We start from the raw sequence: 22022 nt of genomic DNA, 5'->3' as shown, positions 1-22022 counted from the left end.
TCGGTTAGCCTGCGTATACTGGCCGCCTTAAGTTATTACGGTTGACTTGATTCAACTGATTTCACGGAGCGCCCTGCATGTCCGGCAATACCTTCGGCAAGCTGTTCACTGTCACCACCGCGGGCGAAAGCCATGGCCCGGCGTTGGTCGCCATTGTCGACGGCTGCCCGCCAGGCCTGGAGCTGAGCCTGGACGACCTGCAGCGTGATCTCGACCGCCGCAAGCCCGGCACCAGCCGCCACACCACCCAGCGCCAGGAGCCGGACGAAGTCGAAATCCTTTCCGGGGTGTTCGAGGGCCGCACCACCGGCTGCGCCATTGGCCTGTTGATCCGCAACACCGACCAGAAGTCCAAGGACTACTCGGCGATCAAGGACCTGTTCCGCCCGGCCCATGCCGACTACACCTACCACCATAAATACGGCGAGCGCGACTACCGTGGCGGTGGCCGCAGTTCGGCGCGTGAAACCGCCATGCGCGTGGCCGCCGGCGCCATCGCCAAGAAATACCTGGCCACCCAGGGCATCGTCATCCGTGGCTACATGAGCCAGTTGGGGCCGATTGAAATCCCGTTCAAGACCTGGGACAGCGTCGAAGACAACGCCTTCTTCTGCCCCGATCCGGACAAGGTGCCGGAACTGGAAGCCTACATGGACCAGTTGCGCCGCGACCAGGACTCGGTCGGCGCGAAGATCACCGTGGTGGCCGAAGGCGTGAAGCCGGGCCTGGGCGAGCCGATCTTTGATCGCCTCGACGCCGAACTGGCCCATGCGCTGATGAGCATCAACGCGGTGAAAGGTGTGGAAATCGGCGCCGGCTTCGCCTGCGTATCCCAGCGCGGTACCGAGCATCGCGATGAGATGACCCCTGAAGGTTTCCTCAGCAACAACGCGGGCGGCATCCTCGGCGGTATTTCTTCCGGCCAGCCGATCGTGGCGCACCTGGCGCTCAAGGCCACGTCGAGCATTACCACGCCTGGCCGTTCGATCGATGTGCACGGCAACCCGGTGGACGTGATCACCAAGGGCCGCCACGACCCGTGCGTCGGCATCCGCGCCACACCGATTGCCGAAGCCATGATGGCCATCGTGCTGATGGACCACCTGCTGCGCAACCGCGGGCAGAATGCCGATGTGCGCGTGAGTACCCCGGTACTGGGCCAACTGTGATCGCCTGGGGCAATGAGCGCGCTTATTGTGGTGAGCGAGCTTGCTCGCGCTGGGCTGCAAAGCAGCCCTGAATAAAATGAACCCAGCCCTCCCATACTGGCGCCTCTCCAGCTTCTACCTGTTCTATTTCGCCCTGCTGGGGGCGACAGCGCCGTTCCTGGCGCTGTACTTCGATCACCTCGGTTTCTCCAGCGCGCGCATCGGCGAACTGGTGGCCATTCCCATGCTGATGCGCTGCGTGGCCCCCAACCTGTGGGGCTGGATCGGCGACTACACCGGCCGGCGCTTGGCCATTGTGCGATTCGGCGCGGTGTGCACCCTGGCCAGCTTCTGCCTGATTTTTGTCAGCAAGACCTACGCCTGGCTGGCGATGGTCATGGCCATGCACGCTTTCTTCTGGCACGCGGTGCTGCCGCAGTTTGAAGTCATCACCCTGGCCCACCTGCACAAGCAAACCTCGCGCTACAGCCAGATCCGTCTGTGGGGCTCCATTGGTTTTATCCTCACCGTGGTGATCATGGGGCGCCTGTTCGATTGGCTGAGCCTGGATATCTACCCGGTGGCGGTCGTGGTGATCATGGCCGGCATCATCGGCGCCAGCCTTTGGGTACCGAACGCGCAGCCGGCCAGCCACGGCAACCGCATGGCCGGCGATGGCTTTCTCAAACAATTGCTCAGCCCCGGCGTGCTGGCGTTTTATGCCTGCGTGGCGCTGATGCAAATGAGCCATGGCCCGTATTACACCTTCCTGACCCTGCACCTGGAGCATTTGGGCTACAGCCGCGGCGTAATCGGCCTACTGTGGGCGCTGGGGGTGGTGGCGGAAGTGCTGATGTTCCTGGCCATGAGCCGTATTCTTGCGCGCTTTTCGGTGCGCCGGGTGCTGCTCGCCAGTTTCCTGCTGGCCGCGCTGCGCTGGTGGCTGCTGGGTTCATTTGCCGAAGTTTTCTGGCTGCTGCTGGTGGCGCAGTTGATGCACGCCGCCACGTTCGGCAGCTTTCACGCGGCGGCAATTGCCTTTGTGCAACGCAGCTTCGGTGACCGCCAGCAAGGCCAGGGTCAGGCCCTTTATGCCGCGCTGGCCGGCACCGGCGGCGCGCTCGGCGCCCTCTATTCCGGTTACAGCTGGAACCTGCTGGGGCCCACCTTCACGTTCAGTATCGCCAGCTTCGCGGCCCTGGCCGCCGCCATTATCATTGGCCTTCGATTGCAAGAGCCGAACCAAGGAACCGTGCAATGAGCTATGTAGCCGTCTACTCCATCGCCTCCCCGGACACCCCGAACAAAGTGTTGACCCATGCCGACGACATCCAGTCGACCCTGGCCGAGCACGGCGTGCGTTTTGAGCGGTGGCAGCCCAGCCCGATAGAAAAGGGCGCCACTGATGCTGAAATGATTGCCGCCTACCGGGCTCAGATCGAAGCCCTCGGCTACGCCGCTGTGGAAGTGGTCAGCGTGACCCAAGACCATCCGCAGAAGGACGTGGTACGTGCGCAGTTCCTGGGCGAACGTACCTACAGTGAAGACGAGGTGCGTTTCTTCATCGCAGGCCAGGGGCTGTTTACGCTGCACATAGGCGACTATGTGTACAGCTTGCGCTGTGAGAAGAATGACTTGCTGATCATCCCGGCCGGTGTGCCGCACTGGTTCGACATGGGCGAGAACCCGCACTGTGTGACACTGCGTTTGTTCAACACGGCCCAAGGCGTTGTGCCCTCGTTGACCTGTGATGCGATTGCCACTCGCTTTCCAGGACTGGATGACTAAGCGTAGATAACTGAATGTTCAACCCTGGGAAGTTGGAAGTTGCTGTGGGAAGAAACTTAATTATTTGTAGGGTAAAGCTGTTTGTTCTCTGCCGTGCGCTTTGATTCCACTCGTTATGTAACTCTCTGTTCAGCGTAAATGTTTATGCCATCTGTCAATAGGAGGAATCCGAAAGATGGCAGCGCATCAGCAGATATAAGGAGAGAACAATGAGTGGCCCCGAGGAGACGTATCGCCCGTCGGTTATTGTGCCCACGGCTATCAGAAAACGCCGGAGCTTGTCCGGCAAGCCCCTGACTCCCACGGAGCTGGAAATCCTGCGATGGGCCTCCGAGGGCAAGACTGTCTGGGAAATCAGCCAGATTCGCGCCACCTCTGAAGCCACGGTGAAATTTCATCTGCGCAACATCTACGGCAAGTTGGATGTCACCAACCGTGTGCAGGCAAAGAATGAGGCGGTTCGGCAGGGCTTATGTTAATGGCATGAAAAAGGGCCGCGACGCTGAGTAGCGTCGCGGCCCTTTTTCAGAGGTGTAGATTAGGCCGAGTGATAGGTCGGCAGCGCAAAGCGGTTCTGGCTTTGCAACATCGAAATCTGCGGCAGTTCGCTGGCTTGTTCGGCCAGGTCACGGCGAATGGCGCTAATCACCCAAGTCAGTTGGTCGGCAGTGTGCAGCTGCTGATAAGAGATCGAGCGCTTGACCTGCTTACCTTCGCTGTTGCGCAGGGTCAACAGGATACCGCCGTCCGGACGTGGCTGGGTGGTGACGTCGTAGTTGGAGAATACTGAAGCGAATTTATCTTGGATCAGGCTCATGTCTATCAGCTCCATTGGCTCAAGTTGGCAAGCATGGAGTGATAGGTGCAGTGATTGTGCCAGTATTGGATATTCTAAAAAATCGTTATAAATCAGCAAGTTATAAATTTATAGGATTTTCGTTTTCGTGCAATTTGCATGAAGGGCCATCGTGCATCCTGCATTTTGCGCTATCTGCCCGGTGATTTTTCCGGCAGGAAGGGGAGGGCTGTAATGATACTGACCGTCTTTTGCTCGGAAAAATCCCGGTCGGCTGGGAGGTCGTCATCGCAGCGATGCGCCGACCCGACAAGCCAGCTCCTACATTTGAGGGTGGGGTGTCAGGGAGATAGCATCGGCCGGCCGCCACGAGATACAAAACTTTTCAAATCCCGCGTGTACAGCCAAAGAACCGCTGACGTATTTTCCGCTACACCAGTCGATGTACCTGGTCCAGACCAAGAATAAGAAAAGGGACGTCCCTCCATGACTCATCAGCAAGTCGACATGATCACCTGGCGCATGATGCTGCGTAAGGTGCCTGCCATTGTTCGGGCGCTCCCACGGGTGGTGCGCGGCATGCGTGCGGCCAACGTCACCGACCCCAACCAACCCTGCGGCCTGGGCTGGCATTTCGAACAAGCCACCTTGCGTAACCCTGACGGTGCTGCCCTGCTGTATGGGGACAGCGTGATCAGCTACCGCGACGCCAATCAGTGCGCCAATCGCATTGCCCATCACTTGCAGGCCCAGGGCATCCGCAAGGGCGATGTGGTAGCGCTGTTTATCGAGAATCGCCCCGAGTTGCTGCTCAACGTGCTGGCCGTGGCCAAGCTGGGCGGCATCTGCGCCATGCTCAACACGGCGCAAACTCAAGGGGCGCTGGTACACAGCCTGACCCTGGTCAAGCCGGTTGCCATTGTGGTCGGTGCCGAATTGCTGAGCCCTTACGCAGCAGTGCGCGATCAAGTCCAGATCCCGGCCGAGCGCACTTGGTTCGTGGCCGATGAGCCGGGCAGTAGGGTGCCCGACGGCTACATCGACCTGATGGCCGCCAGTGCCGAAAGCCCGGTGGACAACCCGGCGAGTTCCGCGCAGGTGTTCTTCCACGATCCCTGCTTCTATATCTACACCTCCGGCACCACCGGCTTGCCCAAGGCCGGCATCATGAAGCACGGGCGCTGGACCAAAACCGCCGTGAGCTTCGGCAGTATCGCCCTGGACATGGGGCCACAGGACGTCCTCTATTGCACCTTGCCGCTGTACCACGCCACCGGCCTGTGCGTGTGCTGGGGGGGCGGCGATTATCGGTGCGTCCGGCTTTGCCATTCGGCGCAAATTCAGCGCCAGCCAGTTCTGGGACGATGCACGCAAGTTCAAGGCGACCACACTGGGCTATGTCGGTGAGTTGTGCCGCTATCTGCTCGACCAGCCCGCGAGTGCGCAGGACCGTGATAACCAGGTGACCAAGATGGTCGGCAACGGCCTGCGCCCCGGTGTGTGGGCGCAGTTCAAGCAGCGCTATGGTGTGGAGCATATCTGCGAACTGTATGCCGCCAGCGACGGCAATATCGGCTTTACCAACGTGCTGAACTTTGACAACACCATCGGCTTTTGCCTGCAGCATTGGGCGCTGGTGGACTACGCCCATGATACTGGTGAACCGCTGCGCGGCAGCAACGGGTTCATGGTCAAGGTGCCCACCGGCGGGCAGGGCCTGTTATTGGCGCGCATTGATGATAAGTCGCCCTTCGACGGTTACACCGACCCGGAAAAGAACCGCAAGGTGGTACTGACCGACGTATTCGAAAAAGGCGACCGCTATTTCAACACCGGCGACCTGGTGCGCAGCATCGGTTTCGGGCATGCGCAATTTGTCGATCGCCTGGGGGATACCTATCGCTGGAAGGGCGAAAACGTCTCGACCACCGAGGTGGAAAACGTCCTGCTGAAACACCCGCAGATCGCTGAAGTGGTGGCCTATGGCGTCGAGATCGACAACACCAACGGCCGCGCCGGCATGGTCGCCATCACCCCCAGCGAATCCCTGGCCAGCCTGGACATGCGCGAACTGCTGCAATTCGCCCACGGCCAGTTGCCCCCTTATGCGGTGCCGTTGTTTTTGCGGATCAAGGTGAAGATGGAAACCACCGGCACGTTCAAGTACCAGAAAGTGAAGCTCAAGGAGCAAGGGTTCGACCCGGACAAGGCTGGCAATGACCCGGTCTACGCCTGGTTGCCGGGTTCGGACAGCTATGTGCCGGTGACCGGGCAATTGCTGGCGCAGATCCAGGGCGGCCAATTCCGTTATTGATTCTGGCTATGGCGGCTTTTGACAAAAAAGCCATGACACCGGGGAACTCCATCGCGACACTGGGCGCCTTAAACAGTTATGTCCGTCGCCTCAGCAAGGAGCCCCCATGTCAGATCAGCCTAAACAAATGACCGAAGACGAAGCCGCCGAGTTTGCCGAGCAAGTCTTTGACGTCGCCCGACGCGGCGACGCCGCGATGCTTGCCGCATTGTTGGCGAAAGGCCTGCCGGCCAACTTTCGTAATCACAATGGCGACACCCTGTTGATGCTTGCGGCGTACCACGGCCATGCCGAGGCGGTCAAAGTGCTGCTGGAGTTCAAGGCCGACCCATTGATTGCCAACGACAAGAACCAGTTGCCGATTGCCGGGGCGGCGTTCAAAGGCAACCTGCCGGTGGTGCAGGCGTTGATCGAAGGCGGCACGCCGGTTGAGGCGGCCTCCTCGGACGGGCGTACGGCCTTGATGATGGCGGCGATGTTCAACCGCGTTGACATGGTTGATTACCTGCTCGGTAAAGGCGCAAACCCCAAGGCCACCGATGCACAAGGCGCGACGGCACTGGCCGCGGCGCAGACCATGGGCGCGGTGGATACGGCGGCGCAGTTGCAGAAACTGGTGTAGGCTACGCGCCCTTCAAAACTTGCCCGTTACAGGATCGCCCCATGAAAACCGCCCTCGTCGAACTCATCAGCAAAATCAGCGCCGGCGTCATGGGGGAGGATGAAGTAGCGCGTATTGCCGACGAAGCGGCCCAGGCCTACGCGGACCCGGCGGCGTTCCTGGCGGCCAATCCGGATATCAACTACGACGACAGTTTCCCGATTCCGCTGGGAGAGTGGGTGGTGGTCGGTAGCCTGCCAGACACGGTGTTGTTCCAGGCCGATACCTATGGCGACCTGTTTGCCCAGATCGTCGCGTCGTTCGGTCCGGGCGTGGCGTTCAACCTCAAGCCCAAGCAATTGGCCAAGACCGAAGACCTGACCGCGCTCAACCGCATCCAGATCCAGATGAGCGCCCTGAGCCCGGAAGACGGCGGTTATGTGCTGATGAACTTCAGCCAGTTGCTGGACGACGAGATCCAGGCGGTGCTGGTGTTCGGCAACGACCTGGCGCGGGTACTGGAACTGTGTGCCGAAGTCGGCATCAAGGCCGAACCATCATTGGAAGCCTTGAAGATTGCCGTACACGTCTGAAATAAAACGGAACCCGCGCCAAGGCTGACTATCCTACAAGTGCATGCCCTCACTTAGGAGCGACACCATGGGTTCCACGTTTAATAGTCTGATTGGCCTGATCATCCTCGCGCTGGATATCTGGGCGATCATCAACGTGTTCAAAAGCGGCGCCAGCACCGGCGCCAAAGTGCTGTGGATCCTGTTGATCCTGCTGTTGCCAGTGCTGGGCCTGATCATCTGGGCTATCGCCGGGCCGCGCGGTAACGTGCGGATCTGACGACCCACTCGATTTGGAGCGGGCACAGTCAATGTGGGAGCTGGCTTGCCTGCGATAGCGGTGGGTCAGCTTGCATTGTATTGGTTGACACACCGCTATCGCAGGCAAGCCAGCTCCCACAGTGGGGTTTACGGCGTTAATTAAATTTGTGTGTCGAAAGTATTCGCCGCACGAAATTTTCACATCCCATCCAAGACAATTCGCCGGCTTTATCCGGCTGCCAGGGCTCTATCTCCAGTGCCCTTAAAGGCAGGGCCGTGCCTTACGTTCAGTAATTAATAGCCTTGCCGGCCTCGATCGGGCACCATTTGTGCCACCGCGTTAACCGCCTACCCCAGCCAGCCTGGGCGAGGGACGGACGCCACTGCATTATTTCGCAACTTAAACTTCCAATGGGTCCTAAAACGACATGGCAAACCCGGACGCCCTGAATCAGCAGCGAGCTTCAAATCGCCTGCTGCAACCGACCGTCAAATCCCATCTGGCGTACACGCTGCTCTGCGCATTGGTCATGATGGTGATGTTTTCCCTGCTGCGCCTGGCGTTGCTGGTCTACAACCGCGAGATGATCCTCGATACGCCGGCCTCGACGTTCCTTGAAGCGTTCGCCAACGGCTTGCGCCTGGACATTCGCCTGGTGATGTACCTGCTGATTCCGCTGCTGTTGGCGCTGTTCAGCGTGCGGGCCATGGCGGCGCGCGGGTTCTTCCGTTTGTGGCTGACCGTCGCGTCCAGCATCGCCTTGTTCCTGGGCTTGATGGAGATGGACTTCTACCGCGAATTCCACCAGCGCCTCAACGGCCTGGTCTTCCAGTATGTGAAGGAAGACCCGAAAACCGTGATGAGCATGCTCTGGTACGGTTTCCCGGTGGTGCGTTACCTGCTGGCCTGGGCCGTGGGCACGCTGATCCTGAGCATGGCCTTCAAGGGCGCTGACCGCGCAACGCGCCCACGGGGCCCGTTCAGCGGCGGCACTGTCAGCACGCGCCAGGTGGCGCCGTGGTACAGCCGCATCGCAGTGTTCATGGTTTGCCTGCTGGTTGCCGTGGTTGCCATCCGTGGCACCCTGCGCCAAGGGCCACCGCTGCGTTGGGGTGACGTCTACACCACTGACTCGAACTTCGCCAACCAGTTAGGCCTCAATGGCACCTTGTCGCTGATCGCGGCGGCCAAGGCGCGCTTCGGTGAAGACCGCGCCAACATCTGGAAGGCGACGCTGGAACAACCACTGGCCACCCAGACCGTGCGCGACATGCTGGTGCTGCCGCAAGAGAAGCTGGTAGACACCGACACCGCTGCCGTGCGCCGTGACTTCACGCCACCGGCCGAGAAAACCCTGCCGATCAAGAACGTCGTGGTGATCCTGATGGAAAGCTTCGCCGGTCATTCGGTGGGCGCATTGGGACGTCCGGGCAATATCACCCCGTACTTCGACAAGTTGACCCACGAGGGCTTGCTGTTCGACCGCTTCTTCTCCAACGGCACCCACACCCACCAGGGTATGTTCGCCACCATGGCCTGCTTCCCGAACCTGCCGGGTTTCGAATACCTGATGCAGACCCCGGAAGGCAGCCACAAGCTGTCGGGCCTGCCGCAGTTGCTCAGTGCGCGTGATTTCGACGATGTGTATGTCTACAACGGCGATTTCGCCTGGGACAACCAGTCGGGCTTCTTCAGCAACCAGGGCATGACCAACTTCATCGGCCGCAATGACTTCGTCGACCCGGTATTCTCCGACCCGACCTGGGGCGTGTCCGACCAGGACATGTTCAACCGTGGCCTGGAAGAACTGAAGGCGCGCGAAGGCGGCAAGCCGTTCTACGCACTGCTGCAAACCCTGTCCAACCACACGCCGTACGCATTGCCGACCCCATTGCCGGTTGAGAAGGTCACCGACCGTGGCAGCCTCAACGAGCATTTGACGGCCATGCGTTACTCCGACTGGGCCTTGGGCCAGTTCTTTGAAAAGGCCCGCAAAGAGCCGTACTTCAAGGAAACCCTGTTTGTGATCGTCGGTGACCACGGCTTTGGCAATGAGCAGCAGATCACCGAGATGGACCTGGGTCGCTTCAACGTGCCGATGCTGATGATTGCACCGGGCATGCGCGAGAAGTTCGGTGAGCGTGACCACACTGTGGGCACCCAGATCGACATCGTGCCGACCATCATGGGCCGCCTGGGCGGCGATACCTTGCACCAGTGCTGGGGCCGCGACCTGCTGAACCTGCCCGAAGGTGACAAGGGTTTCGGCGTGATCAAGCCATCGGGCAGCGACCAGACCGTGGCCTTGCTCACCGGCGACCGCGTACTGGTATTGCCCAAGGAAATGCCACCCAAGTTGTGGGAATACACACTGGGCGCCGAGCCGACTGGCAAGGTGATTCCGGAGTCGCCGGACGAAGCTGCACTCAAGCAGAAACTCGAGTCGTTCCTGCAGACCGCGACCAAGAGCTTGTTGGATAACACCGCAGGTGTCGTGGACGGTAAGCCGGACTAACTGACCGACAATAAAAAAGAGGCCTTCTAGAAGGCCTCTTTTTTTGCTTCTCAATTGTAGGAGCGCTTGCTCGCTCCGACAAACACCGTAGCGCGGTGTTTATATCTTGCCGAGCAACAACAGCACCAGCAGAACAACCAGTACCACACCCAGGATACCCGACGGTCCATAACCCCAGTTACGCGAGTGCGGGAACACCGGCAGACCACCGACCAGCAGCAGGATCAGGATAATAATCAGAATGAGGCTCATGGTTTTATTCCTTATAGGTTCTTTGCAAAAACCGGCTGTTTAACCGTTGGTTCGTCCATGTACAGTGGGACGCCTTACCCATTCCGACTCTGCCACTTCGTAAAAAATTCATTGTTTTTATAAAACATTTTGATGGGTCGCTTATTTCTTTTAACGCGTGCGCAACTTGAACTAATCAGTTGAAAAAAATTGAACTTAATCTATAGGCACGCCTGCGACCGAGCCCTCGGTTTGCCCGGGGCATTCATCACCCTGATGGTGCGTGGGTGGAGCAAAAACCTTCGCTACACTGCCGGTCACTTCTTTCGTGAACCACAAGGCTACTTCCTATGCAAAACCGCATGATGATCACTGGCGCCGGGTCTGGCCTGGGTCGCGAAATCGCTCTGCGCTGGGCCCGTGAAGGCTGGCAGTTGGCGTTGTCTGATGTCAGCGAGCCCGGTTTGCAGGAAACCCTCAAGCAGGTTCGCGAAGCCGGGGGGGATGGCTTTACCCAGCGCTGCGACGTGCGTGACTACAGCCAGCTAACGGCCTTTGCCCAGGCCTGTGAGGTGAAGCTCGGGGGCATCGATGTGATCGTCAATAACGCCGGCGTGGCCTCGGGCGGGTTCTTCGCTGAACTGTCCCTGGAGGATTGGGACTGGCAGATCGCAATCAACCTGATGGGCGTCGTCAAAGGCTGCAAGGCGTTCCTGCCGCTGTTGGAAAAGAGTAAGGGGCGCATCATCAACATCGCGTCAATGGCAGCGCTGATGCAGGGCCCGGCCATGAGCAACTACAACGTGGCCAAGGCGGGTGTGGTGGCGTTATCCGAGAGCCTGTTGGTGGAACTCAAGCAACAGGAAGTGGGCGTGCATGTGGTGTGCCCGTCGTTTTTCCAGACCAACCTGCTCGACTCATTCCGTGGGCCAACCCCAGCCATGAAGGCTCAAGTGGGCAAGTTGCTTGAGAGTTCGCCCATCTCGGCGGCGGATATTGCCGACTACATTTACCAGCGCGTGGCCGAAGGCGAATTCATGATCCTGCCCCACGAGCAAGGCCGCATGGCTTGGGCGTTGAAGCAAAAAAATCCGCAACTGCTGTATGACGAAATGACCCTGATGGCCGACAAGATGCGCGCCAAGGCGCAGGCTGTTAAGGCCTGATTTGGCTGGGGTCTGTCAGGCAAATTACCTACCTGTGTAGGAGATGCCTGATTTGCCCGCAAGCCATTGTCGGTCCAGCGCGAAGGGGGCATGGTCGAGGTCCTGTTACTGGAAAAGGACTACCGCCATGCTGGTCTTAAGCCGTGCTATAGGCGAAGCCATCGCCATTGGCGATGACATCACCGTGCATATCCTTGAAGTGAACGGTACTCACGTGAAATTCGGCATCGAGGCGCCGGTGGGCGTCAACGTGTACCGTGCCGAGGTGTACCGCAAGATTCTCAAAGGCGAGGGCCAGGCTACCCACCCCGTGCCGGTGCCCAACCCTTAGGCAGGCTTCAGTCGAACAGGTGCTTGGGCACATCGTGCTTGAGCATCAACTGGCATTGCTCGCTCTCGGGATCGAAGACGATCAGCGCCTGGCCTTTGGTCAGCGCCTGGCGCACGCGCAGCACGCGGGTTTCCAGGGGCGTGTCGTCGCCATTGTCGGTGCCGTCGCGGGTGACGAAGTCTTCGATGAGGCGGGTCAGGGTGTCGACTTCAAGTGCATCGTAGGGAATCAGCATACAAGCCTCGGGTGTCAGGTCCCGGCGATGCTACTGCGCCGGGACCTTTGTTGCCAGTATCAACTCACCGCGTCAGGACTTCTGGCCGACCAGGCTGTCCACCGACGGCACGCGGGTGTCGCTCTCCATTTGCGTTTCATGCTCGATCTGATGACTGAACCGATCCAGTGAGCCCTGGGCCGGTTGCGCATCGCTGGCAAACACCGGCGGGCTGAGGATATAGGCGCCCAATAAGCGGCTCAGGGCGGCGAGGCTGTCGATATGGGTACGCTCGTAACCATGGGTGGCGTCACAACCGAAGGCCAGTAATGCAGTGCGAATGTCATGGCCGGCGGTGACCGCCGAGTGCGCATCGCTGAAGTAATAGCGGAACAGATCGCGGCGTACCGGCAGGTCGTTGTCCGACGCCAGGCGCAGCAAGTGGCGGGACAGGTGATAGTCATAGGGCCCGCCGGAGTCCTGCATGGCCACGCTCACCGCATGTTCGCTGGAGTGCTGGCCGGGGGCGACCGGGGCGATATCGATGCCGACAAACTCACTCACATCCCAGGGCAGGGCGGCCGCTGCGCCACTGCCGGTTTCCTCGGTAATGGTGAACAGCGGGTGGCAGTCGATCAGCAAGGGTTCGCCACTGTCGACGATGGCCTTGAGCGCGGCGAGCAGGGCGGCGACGCCGGCCTTGTCGTCCAGGTGGCGAGCGCTGATATGCCCGCTCTCGGTGAACTCGGGCAGTGGGTCGAACGCCACGTAGTCACCCACACTGATGCCCAGGGAGTCGCAGTCGGCACGCGTGGCGCAGTAGGCGTCCAGGCGCAGCTCGACATGGTCCCAGCTCACCGGCATTTCATCCACGGCGGTGTTGAATGCGTGCCCGGAGGCCATCAGCGGTAATACGCTGCCGCGAATCACGCCGTTGTCGGTGAACAGGCTGACCCGGCTACCTTCGGCAAAGCGGCTCGACCAGCAGCCCACCGGCGCCAGGGTCAGGCGCCCGTTGTCCTTGATCGCACGCACGGCGGCGCCGATGGTGTCCAGGTGGGCGGAGACGGCGCGGTCAGGGCTGTTTTTCTGGCCCTTGAGGGTGGCGCGAATGGTGCCGCGTCGGGTCATTTCAAACGGAATGCCGAGCTCTTCCAGGCGTTCGGCGACGTAACGCACGATGGTGTCGGTAAAACCGGTGGGGCTGGGAATGGCGAGCATTTCCAGCAGCACTTTTTGCAGGTACGCGAGATCGGGTTCGGGAATGGTTCGGGTCATGGAAACTCCTGATGAGTTGAGGGCGATCGTTCCCACGCTCTGCGTGGGAACGCCTCAGGGACGCTTTGCGTCCGCTGTGGTGACGCAGAGCGTCACAGGCTGCATTCCCACGCGGAGCGTGGGAACGATCGGTAGTCAGGTAGCCGGCTGACTGTGTGGGAACAACAAATCCACAAACTTCTCAGCCGTGGGTTGCGGTTCATGGTTGGCCAGGCCGGCCCGTTCGTTGGCTTCGATAAACACATACTCTGGCTGGTCGGCCGCAGGTACCATCAGGTCCAGGCCGACCATAGGGATATCCAGGGCACGGGCCGCACGCACGGCTGCATCCACCAGTGTCGGGTGCAGGATCGCCGTGACATCTTCCAGGCAACCCCCGGTGTGCAGGTTGGCGGTGCGTCGCACGGCCAGTTGCACGCCACGGGGCAGGATGCTGTTGTAGTCGTAACCTGCGGCTTTGAGGGTGCGCTCGGTTTCTGCATCCAGCGGGATTTTGCTCTCGCCGTCGGTGGCCGCCTGGCGACGACGGCTTTGCGCCTGGATCAACGCGCGAATCGAATGCTGGCCGTCGCCGATCACTTCGGCAGGGCGACGAATCGCAGCCGCGACCACTTCAAAACCGATCACCAGAATGCGCAGGTCCAGGCCTTCGTGGAAGCTTTCCAGCAACACGCGGCTGTCGAACTGGCGCGCCGCTTCGATCGCCTGCTGCACCTCTTCGATGCTGCGCAGATCCACGGCGACGCCATGGCCTTGCTCGCCATCCAGCGGCTTGACCACGATGCGCTGGTGTTCGTCGAGAAACTCCAGGTTGTCGTCGGCACTGCCCGCCAACTGTTGCACCGGCACCTGCAGGCCCGCCGCCTTGAGCACCTTGTGGGTGAGGCTCTTGTCCTGGCACAGGGTCATGCTGATGGCGCTGGTCAGGTCGCTCAGGGACTCACGGCAACGCACGCGACGCCCGCCGTGGCTAAGGGTGAACAAACCCGCATCGGCGTCGTCAACGTGCACATCAATACCGCGTCGGTGGGCTTCTTCGACAATGATGCGTGCGTAAGGGTTGAACTCCGCCTGAGGCCCCGGGCCCAGAAACAGCGGTTGATTGATGCCGTTCTTGCGCTTGATTGCAAAGGTGGTCAACGCCCGAAAGCCGAGCTTGGCGTAAAGGCTCTTGGCCTGGCGGTTATCGTGCAGCACCGACAAGTCCAGGTAGCTCAAGCCTCGGCTCATGAAGTGCTCCACCAAGTGGCGCACCAACACTTCACCGACGCCAGGGCGGGTGCATTGAGGGTCGACGGCCAAACACCAGAGGCTGCAACCGTTCTCCGGGTCGTGGAAGGCCTTGTGATGGTTGAGGCCCATCACGCTGCCAATCACCGCGCCGCTGTCTTCATCTTCGGCCAGCCAGTACACCGGGCCGCCTTGATGACGTGGGGTGAGGCGTTCCGGGTCGACAGGCAGCATCCCGCGGCCCTGGTACAGGTGGTTGACCGCTTGCCAGTCGGCCTCGCTCTGCACCCGGCGAATACGAAAGCCGCGAAACACCCGGGTGGCCGGGCGGTAGTCGGTGAACCACAGGCGCAGGGTGTCGGACGGGTCGAGGAACAGTTGCTGCGGGTCAATGCCCAGGATTTGCTGGGGCGCTGCCACGTACAGGGCGATATCGCGCTCCCCGGGCTGCTCGTTGAGCAGTTCCTGAGCCAGGCTTGCCGGGTCGGGAAAGGTGTGGCCGATCAACAAACGGCCCCAGCCGCAATGCACGGCAATCGGGTCGGCGGCCAGTGCGCTGCCATCTTCGGCCAGGCGCGCTTGCAGGCGCTCGTAGGTCGGCGCCTGGCCCTTGAGTAAGCGTTGGCTGTAAGCCGCGGCATTCGGTTTCATGGATCAGATTCCTTGTTCGCTCAGCCACAGGTTCAGCGCCGCCAGCTGCCACAGCTTGGAGCCGCGCAGCGGGGTCAATTGGCCTTGCGGGTCGGTGAGCAAGCGGTCGAGCATGGCCGGGTTGAACAGCCCGCGGTCCTGGCTCGGGTCCAGCAGCAACTCGCGCACCCAATTCAAGGTATCGCCCTGCAGGTGCTTGAGGCCGGGCACGGGGAAGTAGCCTTTCTTGCGGTCGATGACTTCGCTGGGGATCACCCGACGCGCCGCTTCCTTGAGCACCTGTTTGCCGCCGTCGGGCAGCTTGAACTGGGCCGGCACACGGGCCGACAGTTCTACCAGGCGGTAGTCGAGGAACGGTGTGCGCGCTTCCAGGCCCCAGGCCATGGTCATGTTGTCGACGCGTTTGACCGGGTCGTCCACCAGCATCACCGTGCTGTCCAGACGCAGGGCCTTGTCCACCGCCGCGTCGGCGCCCGGCATCGCGAAATGCTCGCGCACGAAGTCGCCGGCAGCGTCGTTGGCGGTCAGCCATTGGGGCGCGACGGTCGCCGCGTAGTCGTCGTAGCTGCGGTCGAAAAACGCCTCGCGATAGGCCGCGTACGGGTCGCTGGCACCGTCCACTTGCGGGTACCAGTGGTAACCGGCGAACAGTTCATCGGCGCCCTGGCCGCTCTGCACCACTTTGCAATGCTTGGCCACTTCCCGCGACAGCAGGTAGAAGGCGATGCAGTCATGGCTGACCATCGGCTCGCTCATGGCGCGGAAGGCTGCTGGCAGTTGCTCGATGATCTCGCTTTCGGCGATGCGCAGTTGGTGGTGATGGGTGCCGTAGTGTTTGGCGATCAGGTCTGAGTACTGGAACTCATCGCCACGTTCGCCGCCGGCGTCTTCAAAGCCGATGGAGAAGGTCGACAAATCGTCCACGCCCACTTCACGCAGCAGGCCGACGAGCATGCTCGAATCGACGCCGCCTGACAGCAGCACACCCACATCCACCGCCGCACGTTGGCGGATGGCCACGGCTTCGCGGGTGCTGTCGAGCACGCGGTCGGTCCAGTCTTCCAGGGTCAGGTGTTTTTCGTCCTCATGGGGGCCGTAGGGCAGGGTCCACCAGGTTTTCTGTTCAGTCTTGCCGCTGGCGTCGATGCGCATCCAACTGGCGGGCGGCAGCTTTTCGATGCCGGCCAACAGCGTGCGCGGCGCGGGGACCACGGCGTGGAAATTCAGGTAGTGGTTGAGGGCGACCGGATCGAGGATCGGGTTGATATCCCCACCCTTGAGCAACGCTGGCAACGCCGAGGCGAAACGCAGGCGCTGGCCGGTGCGCGACAGGTACAAGGGCTTCACACCGAGACGGTCACGAGCGATGAACAGACGCTGGGCATCACGCTCCCAGATGGCGAAAGCGAACATGCCGTTGAGCTTGGGCAGCAGCGCTTCGCCCCAGGCGTGATAACCCTTGAGCAACACTTCGGTGTCGCCACCGGAATAGAAGGCGTAACCCAGGGCTTCCAGCTCTTGGCGCAGCTCCGGGAAATTATAGATAGCGCCATTGAACGCCAGGGACAGCCCCAGATGGGCGTCGACCATCGGTTGGGCAGAGCCGTCCGACAGGTCCATGATCTTCAGGCGGCGGTGGCCCAGGGCAATCGGCCCTTGGGCATGAAAGCCCCAGGCGTCGGGGCCTCGGGGGGCGAGGTGGTGCGTGATGCGTTCTACGGCTGCCAGGTCGGCAGGTTGATGATCAAAGCGTAACTCGCCAGCTAGTCCACACATAAATTCCTTACCGGTTTTTCCGTTGGGGAGGGGTCAATACTCAATACGCCCAAAAGGGCGCGTACCCAGAAACTGACCCAGTGCTATGCGTGGAGTTTTAGACCGATAAGTTATAAGGCAGATAGCCGCCTTGCCTTTAATCCGGCTTTTTTTGTGCAGCGCCCTGGCCTCGCACCAACGCGCGCAGGGCAAATCGATTGGGGTGGCAAGCCTCGGCTACGCTGGTTGGCACTGGCAGGGGCTCATCACTCAGCCACGCAGCCAATAGTTCGCCGCACAACGGCGCAGTGATCAATCCACGCGAGCCATGGCCGCTATTGAGAAACAGACCTGGCAGCCACGGGCAGGGCGTTTGCGGTACTTGCCGGGCATCTTTGCCCAGTACCGCATAAGCCTGCTCAAACGCCGCATGGTCAGCCAGTGGCCCAACGATGGGCAGGTAGTCAGGGCTAGTACAACGAAACGCGGCACGGCCCTCCAGCTGTTCAGGTGTCAAGCGATCAGCACCCAGGCGTTGCAGCAGGTCGGTAGAAATCTCACCCAGCATCTGCAGGTTGCCATGGTGTTCGGCGGGCGTGGGCGTGAGGTCTTGATTGTTGAAGTCGAAACTCGCGCCCAGGGTGTGTTCGCCAAGCCGGGCCGGCGCGACGTAGCCTTCGGCACAGACCACCGTGGCCAGCGCTTTACTCGCGCAGGTTTGCGCCAGCCGAGTGATCTGCCCACGGATGCGCTTGAGCGGTATGTCTGCACTGAAGGGGAAACGCTTGATCTCCGCAGCCCCGGCGAGCACCACGACACTGGCGCTGGCCAATACGCGGTCACCGGCGCGGGCTTGCCATTGGTCGTCGAGCCGGTGCAGTTCCAGTGCCTCGTGGTGGGAGAGCACTTCAATCAGTGGATGTTTGGCCTGCCACTGGCACAGCGCGGGTGGATGCACCCAACCGCCCTGTGGAAAAAACAACCCGCCGTGGGCCAGTTCGATTCCCGCCTTTTGCTGCGCCTGGTCGCGGTCCAGCAGCTGCAGCAGATCCGGAGCAAAGGCGTTGGCCAATTGAGCCTGACGCTGGGTTTCTTTAGCGTCAAACGCCAGTTGCAACACGCCACAGCCGTCCCAATCGACACCTCGGTGCAAGTGTTCCAGCAGGCGTCGGGTGTGGCCAAAACCGCTGAGGATCAACTGGGACAAAGCCGTGCCATGGGCCGAAAGCTTGAGGTACAACACACCCTGTGGGTTGCCCGAAGCTTCCTGTGCCAGGCCGGCATGGCGCTCCAGAAGGCTGACACGCCAACCCCGGGCGGCCAGGCTGGCGGCGGTCGCGCAACCGGCCAGGCCACCGCCGATGACCAGGGCATGACGTTCTCCCTCGATGGCGGGTGGCCGGGCGAACCAGGGTTTACGTGGGGCCGGCGCGGGTAAGTCGGCGGGCCAACCGACAAACTCCCCACGCAGGATCTCCCACTTATGGCCGATGCCTGGCGTGCGTTTCATCTTGAACCCGGCGGCATTGATCAACCGCCTTACCCAGCCGGTGCTGGTGAAGGTGCTGATGGTCGAGCCCGGTGCCGCCAGGCGCGCCAGTTGGGCGAACAGCTCAGCGGTCCACATGTCGGGGTTTTTCGCCGGGGCGAACCCGTCGAGAAACCACGCATCGACCTGGGCGTCCAGTTGCGGCAATTGTTCCAGCGCATCACCGATCAACAGGGTCAGGGTCACGCGGCCATTGTCCAATACCAGGCGCTGAAAACCCTGGTGGATGGCAATGTATTGCGCCAGCAATTGCTCGGCCAAGGGTTGCAGTTCGGGCCAGAGGGCGAGGGCGCGTTGCAGGTCGGCATGGCTGAGGGGGTATTTTTCCACGCTGACAAAGTGCAGCCGCGCACCGGCGACTGCGTGCTGTTCGAACAACTGCCAGGCGCAGAGGAAGTTCAAACCGGTGCCGAAGCCGGTCTCGCCAATCACCAGGCGCCCACCTGTTGGCAAGGCGGCGAAGCGTTCCTGCAAGCGGTTCTGCTCCAGGAACACGTAGCGGGTTTCTTCCAGGCCCGACTGGTCGGAAAAATACACGTCGTCGAATACCCGCGAATGCGGGCGGCCTTGATCATCCCAGTCGAGCTGGGCGTGGGTGATGGGGTTCATGGCGGCTCATAAAATGAAAGCGGGCAAAGACAAGGCGGCCATTCTAGCCGATCAACAGGTGTTGAATTGATCCATGGCAAGGCTGGGGTGTATTTGCTTGCGCGTGTCTTGGCCCAATCCGCTAGTCTTGAGCCATCTTGAAACGGAGCTGCCCATGTTCGAATCCGCCGAAATCGGTCACGCCATCGACAAAGACACCTACGACGCCGAGGTGCCAGCCCTGCGTGAAGCCTTGCTGGAAGTTCAGTACGAGCTGCAACAGCAGAAGCGCTTCCCGGTGATCATCCTCATCAACGGCATCGAGGGCGCGGGCAAGGGTGAAACCGTCAAGCTGCTCAATGAATGGATGGACCCGCGCCTGATCGAAGTGCGCACCTTCGACCAGCAAACCGACGAAGAACTGGCGCGCCCACCGGCCTGGCGCTACTGGCGGCAACTGCCGGCCAAGGGCCGCATGGGCATTTTCTTCGGCAACTGGTACAGCCAGATGCTCCAAGGCCGCGTGCATGGGCAGATCAAGGATGCGCGGCTGGACCAGGCCATTGCCGGCGCCGAACGCCTGGAAAAGATGCTCTGCGATGAAGGTGCGCTGATCTTCAAGTTCTGGTTCCACCTGTCAAAAAAACAGATGAAGGCGCGCCTCAAGGCTCTGGCCGACGACCCGCTGCACAGCTGGCGCATCAGCCCATTGGACTGGCAGCAGTCCAAGACCTACGACAAGTTCGTGCATTTCGGTGAGCGTGTGCTGCGCCGCACCAGCCGCGATTACGCGCCGTGGCATGTGATCGAAGGCGTCGACCCCCATTACCGTGGGCTGACCGTGGGCAAGATCCTGCTCGATGGGCTGCAAAGTGCCCTGAAGCAGGCCAAGGTCAAGGCCAGCGGCATGAACCCGGCGCCGTTGCTTGCCTCGGTGGACCAAAAGAGCCTGCTCGACAGCCTCGACATGACCCTGCGCCTGGACAAGGATGATTACGAAGAACAACTGATTACCGAGCAGGCGCGCTTCTCTGGGCTGATGCGCGACAAACGCATGCGCAAGCACGCGTTGGTGAGTGTATTCGAGGGCAACGACGCGGCAGGCAAGGGCGGGGCGATCCGCCGTGTGGCGGCAGCACTGGACCCACGCCAGTACCACATCGTGCCGATTGCCGCGCCCAGCGAAGACGAACGGGCCCAGCCTTATCTGTGGCGGTTCTGGCAGAAGATCCCGGCGCGCGGCATGTTCACCGTGTTTGACCGCTCCTGGTACGGTCGCGTGCTGGTGGAGCGCATCGAAGGCTTCTGTACCCCAGCGGACTGGATGCGCGCCTATGGCGAGATCAATGACTTCGAAGAGCAACTGCGCGATGCGGGCGTGATCGTGGTCAAGTTCTGGCTGGCCATCGACAAGGAGACGCAGCTGGAACGCTTCCAGGCCCGTGAAGAAATCCCCTTCAAGCGCTTCAAGATTACTGAAGACGACTGGCGCAATCGCGACAAGTGGGACGACTACCGCGCGGCGGTGGGCGACATGGTTGACCGCACCAGCACCGAGGTGGCGCCTTGGACCCTGGTAGAAGCCAACGACAAACGCTGGGCGCGGGTCAAGGTGCTGCGCACCATCAACCGTGCGCTGGAAGAGGCGTTTGATAAAAGCGACAAGCACGACAAAAAGAAAAAGAAATAGCCCATGCTTTTGCATCCACGCAGTGAATGATCATCGCGGTCGGCCTGGCCCGGCTCTATCCTCGATCAACAACCACAAGATCGAGGTAGCCCATGCGTGAAGTAGTGATCGTCGACAGCGTGCGAACCGGCCTGGCCAAATCCTTTCGCGGCAAGTTCAACCAGACCCGCCCCGATGACATGGCGGCCCATTGTGTCAATGCGCTGCTGGCCCGCAACGGTATCGACCCTGCGACGGTAGAAGACTGCATCGTCGGTGCCGGCTCCAACGAAGGCGCCCAGGGCTATAACATCGGGCGTAACGTGGCGGTGCTCTCGCAACTGGGCACCGGTACGGCGGGCATGACCCTCAACCGTTTCTGTTCGTCGGGCTTGCAGGCGATTGCCATTGCCGCCAACCAGATCGCTTCGGGCTGCAGCGACATCATTGTTGCCGGTGGCGTGGAGTCCATCAGCCTGACCATGAAGAGCGTCAACACCGATAACCTGATCAACCCGCTGCTTAAGGAACAGGTGCCGGGCATTTACTTGCCCATGGGCCAGACCGCCGAAATCGTTGCGCGCCGCTATCACGTCAGCCGCGAAGACCAGGATCTTTACGCGCTGCAAAGCCAGCAGCGCACCGCCCAGGCCCAGGCTGATGGCTTGTTCAACGATGAAATCGTGCCGATGGCGGTCAAGTACAAGGTCGAGGACAAGAACACTGGCGCGGTGCAGATCCTGGATGGCGTGGTCGACCGTGACGACTGCAACCGCCCGGACACCACCCTGGCCAGCCTCAGCGGCCTGAAGCCGGTATTTGCCGAGGATGGCTCGGTAACGGCAGGTAACTCCTCGCAGCTTTCCGACGGTGCGTCGATGACCCTGGTGATGAGCCTGGAAAAAGCTCTGGAACTGGGGCTCAAGCCCAAGGCGTTCTTCCGGGGCTTTACCGTGGCCGGTTGCGAGCCGGATGAAATGGGCATTGGCCCGGTGTTCTCGGTGCCCAAGTTGCTCAAGGCTAAGGGTTTGCAGGTGGCGGACATCGACTTGTGGGAACTCAATGAAGCCTTTGCTTCCCAGTGCCTTTACGCACGCAATCGCTTGGAGATCGATAATGCCAAATACAATGTCAACGGCGGCTCGATTTCCATCGGGCACCCGTTCGGCATGACCGGCTCGCGGCAGGTGGGGCACCTGGTGCGCGAGCTGCAACGGCGCAACCTGCGTTACGGGATTGTCACCATGTGCGTGGGGGGCGGGATGGGCGCCACCGGACTCTTCGAAGCCGTACGCTGAGTCGGGTTGGAATACGGCCAATGTGGGAGCTGGCTTGCCTGCGATAGCGGTGGGCCAGCGACAGAT

Annotated in this window: 19 protein-coding genes and 1 pseudogene; 13 read left to right on the top strand and 7 right to left on the bottom strand. The window is 60.9% G+C overall.

Going from position 1 to position 22022, the window contains the following annotated elements:
- Window positions 1-77: 77 nt before the first annotated feature.
- The 4 genes from aroC to BOP96_RS15425 all read left to right on the top strand — a co-directional run bounded on the left by aroC (window position 78) and on the right by BOP96_RS15425 (window position 3415).
- Entirely contained in the window at window positions 78-1169 is a 1092-nt protein-coding gene (aroC, locus tag BOP96_RS15440; RefSeq protein WP_014719276.1) for a chorismate synthase, read from the top strand.
- Between the two features lie 76 nt (window positions 1170-1245).
- Entirely contained in the window at window positions 1246-2409 is a 1164-nt protein-coding gene (locus BOP96_RS15435; RefSeq protein WP_073453263.1) for an MFS transporter, read from the top strand.
- Window positions 2406-2936 (top strand): 1,2-dihydroxy-3-keto-5-methylthiopentene dioxygenase, encoded by a 531-nt coding sequence (locus tag BOP96_RS15430; protein ID WP_073453232.1) that lies wholly within the window; start codon window positions 2406-2408, stop codon window positions 2934-2936. The genes BOP96_RS15435 and BOP96_RS15430 overlap by 4 nt, the downstream gene beginning before the upstream one ends.
- 209 nt (window positions 2937-3145) lie before the next feature.
- Entirely contained in the window at window positions 3146-3415 is a 270-nt protein-coding gene (locus BOP96_RS15425) for a response regulator transcription factor (RefSeq protein ID WP_014719273.1), read from the top strand.
- 59 nt (window positions 3416-3474) lie between these two features.
- Here the strand turns inward: BOP96_RS15425 and BOP96_RS15420 are convergent, their stop codons facing one another.
- Window positions 3475-3753: a DUF3509 domain-containing protein gene (locus BOP96_RS15420; RefSeq protein ID WP_003172952.1), complete on the bottom strand. Its 279-nt coding sequence runs from the start codon at window positions 3751-3753 to the stop codon at window positions 3475-3477.
- Window positions 3754-4218: 465 nt separating this feature from the next.
- On the opposite strand from BOP96_RS15420, the pseudogene BOP96_RS15415 reads away from it, so the two are divergent.
- From BOP96_RS15415 to BOP96_RS15395, 5 genes and pseudogenes are all read left to right on the top strand, one after another.
- A pseudogene (locus BOP96_RS15415) lies at window positions 4219-6046 on the top strand (long-chain-acyl-CoA synthetase).
- 106 nt (window positions 6047-6152) lie between these two features.
- Window positions 6153-6668 (top strand): ankyrin repeat domain-containing protein, encoded by a 516-nt coding sequence (locus tag BOP96_RS15410; RefSeq protein ID WP_060767627.1) that lies wholly within the window; start codon window positions 6153-6155, stop codon window positions 6666-6668.
- 41 nt (window positions 6669-6709) lie between these two features.
- Entirely contained in the window at window positions 6710-7240 is a 531-nt protein-coding gene (locus BOP96_RS15405; RefSeq protein WP_032903736.1) for a hypothetical protein, read from the top strand.
- A gap of 67 nt (window positions 7241-7307) precedes the next feature.
- Window positions 7308-7499: a PLDc N-terminal domain-containing protein gene (locus tag BOP96_RS15400; RefSeq protein WP_003192770.1), complete on the top strand. Its 192-nt coding sequence runs from the start codon at window positions 7308-7310 to the stop codon at window positions 7497-7499.
- 409 nt (window positions 7500-7908) lie between these two features.
- Window positions 7909-9996 carry an LTA synthase family protein gene (locus BOP96_RS15395; RefSeq protein ID WP_014719269.1) on the top strand — a complete coding sequence of 696 codons (2088 nt, stop codon included), beginning with the start codon at window positions 7909-7911 and terminating at the stop codon, window positions 9994-9996.
- A gap of 99 nt (window positions 9997-10095) precedes the next feature.
- Here BOP96_RS15395 and BOP96_RS15390 read toward each other — a convergent pair whose 3' ends face one another.
- Window positions 10096-10248: a DUF3309 family protein gene (locus tag BOP96_RS15390; RefSeq protein WP_003192767.1), complete on the bottom strand. Its 153-nt coding sequence runs from the start codon at window positions 10246-10248 to the stop codon at window positions 10096-10098.
- A 329-nt stretch (window positions 10249-10577) separates the two neighbouring features.
- On the opposite strand from BOP96_RS15390, the gene BOP96_RS15385 reads away from it, so the two are divergent.
- On the top strand, window positions 10578-11393 hold the full coding sequence (locus BOP96_RS15385; RefSeq protein ID WP_014719268.1) for an SDR family oxidoreductase: 816 nt from the start codon (window positions 10578-10580) through the stop codon (window positions 11391-11393).
- A gap of 127 nt (window positions 11394-11520) precedes the next feature.
- Window positions 11521-11724, top strand: a complete 204-nt coding sequence (gene csrA / locus BOP96_RS15380; protein ID WP_014719267.1) for a carbon storage regulator CsrA — start codon at window positions 11521-11523, stop codon at window positions 11722-11724.
- A gap of 7 nt (window positions 11725-11731) precedes the next feature.
- On the opposite strand, the gene BOP96_RS15375 is transcribed toward csrA, so the two are convergent.
- From BOP96_RS15375 to mnmC, 5 genes are all read right to left on the bottom strand, one after another.
- Entirely contained in the window at window positions 11732-11959 is a 228-nt protein-coding gene (locus tag BOP96_RS15375; protein ID WP_003192759.1) for a YheU family protein, read from the bottom strand.
- 72 nt (window positions 11960-12031) lie between these two features.
- Window positions 12032-13216 carry an osmoprotectant NAGGN system M42 family peptidase gene (locus BOP96_RS15370; protein ID WP_014719266.1) on the bottom strand — a complete coding sequence of 395 codons (1185 nt, stop codon included), beginning with the start codon at window positions 13214-13216 and terminating at the stop codon, window positions 12032-12034.
- Between the two features lie 135 nt (window positions 13217-13351).
- Window positions 13352-15097, bottom strand: a complete 1746-nt coding sequence (gene ngg, locus BOP96_RS15365) for an N-acetylglutaminylglutamine synthetase (RefSeq protein WP_019818559.1) — start codon at window positions 15095-15097, stop codon at window positions 13352-13354.
- Between the two features lie 3 nt (window positions 15098-15100).
- A complete protein-coding gene (locus BOP96_RS15360; protein ID WP_073453230.1) occupies window positions 15101-16873 on the bottom strand; it encodes an N-acetylglutaminylglutamine amidotransferase in 1773 nt (590 codons plus the stop codon).
- 136 nt (window positions 16874-17009) lie between these two features.
- Window positions 17010-19010, bottom strand: coding sequence for a bifunctional tRNA (5-methylaminomethyl-2-thiouridine)(34)-methyltransferase MnmD/FAD-dependent 5-carboxymethylaminomethyl-2-thiouridine(34) oxidoreductase MnmC (mnmC, locus tag BOP96_RS15355; RefSeq protein WP_073453228.1), 2001 nt, complete (start codon window positions 19008-19010; stop codon window positions 17010-17012).
- Between the two features lie 154 nt (window positions 19011-19164).
- Between mnmC and pap the strand changes: the two genes are divergently transcribed.
- On the top strand, window positions 19165-20679 hold the full coding sequence (pap, locus tag BOP96_RS15350) for a polyphosphate:AMP phosphotransferase (RefSeq protein ID WP_014719262.1): 1515 nt from the start codon (window positions 19165-19167) through the stop codon (window positions 20677-20679).
- 92 nt (window positions 20680-20771) lie between these two features.
- Complete coding sequence (locus BOP96_RS15345; protein ID WP_073453227.1) at window positions 20772-21956, top strand: thiolase family protein; 1185 nt, start codon at window positions 20772-20774, stop codon at window positions 21954-21956.
- Window positions 21957-22022 lie beyond the last annotated feature (66 nt).

Source organism: Pseudomonas sp. FSL W5-0203 (assembly GCF_001896155.1).
Taxonomy (GTDB): domain Bacteria; phylum Pseudomonadota; class Gammaproteobacteria; order Pseudomonadales; family Pseudomonadaceae; genus Aquipseudomonas; species Aquipseudomonas paracarnis.
Note: the sequence above shows the minus strand (reverse complement) of the source record. Positions and strands in the feature narration are given on the sequence as shown.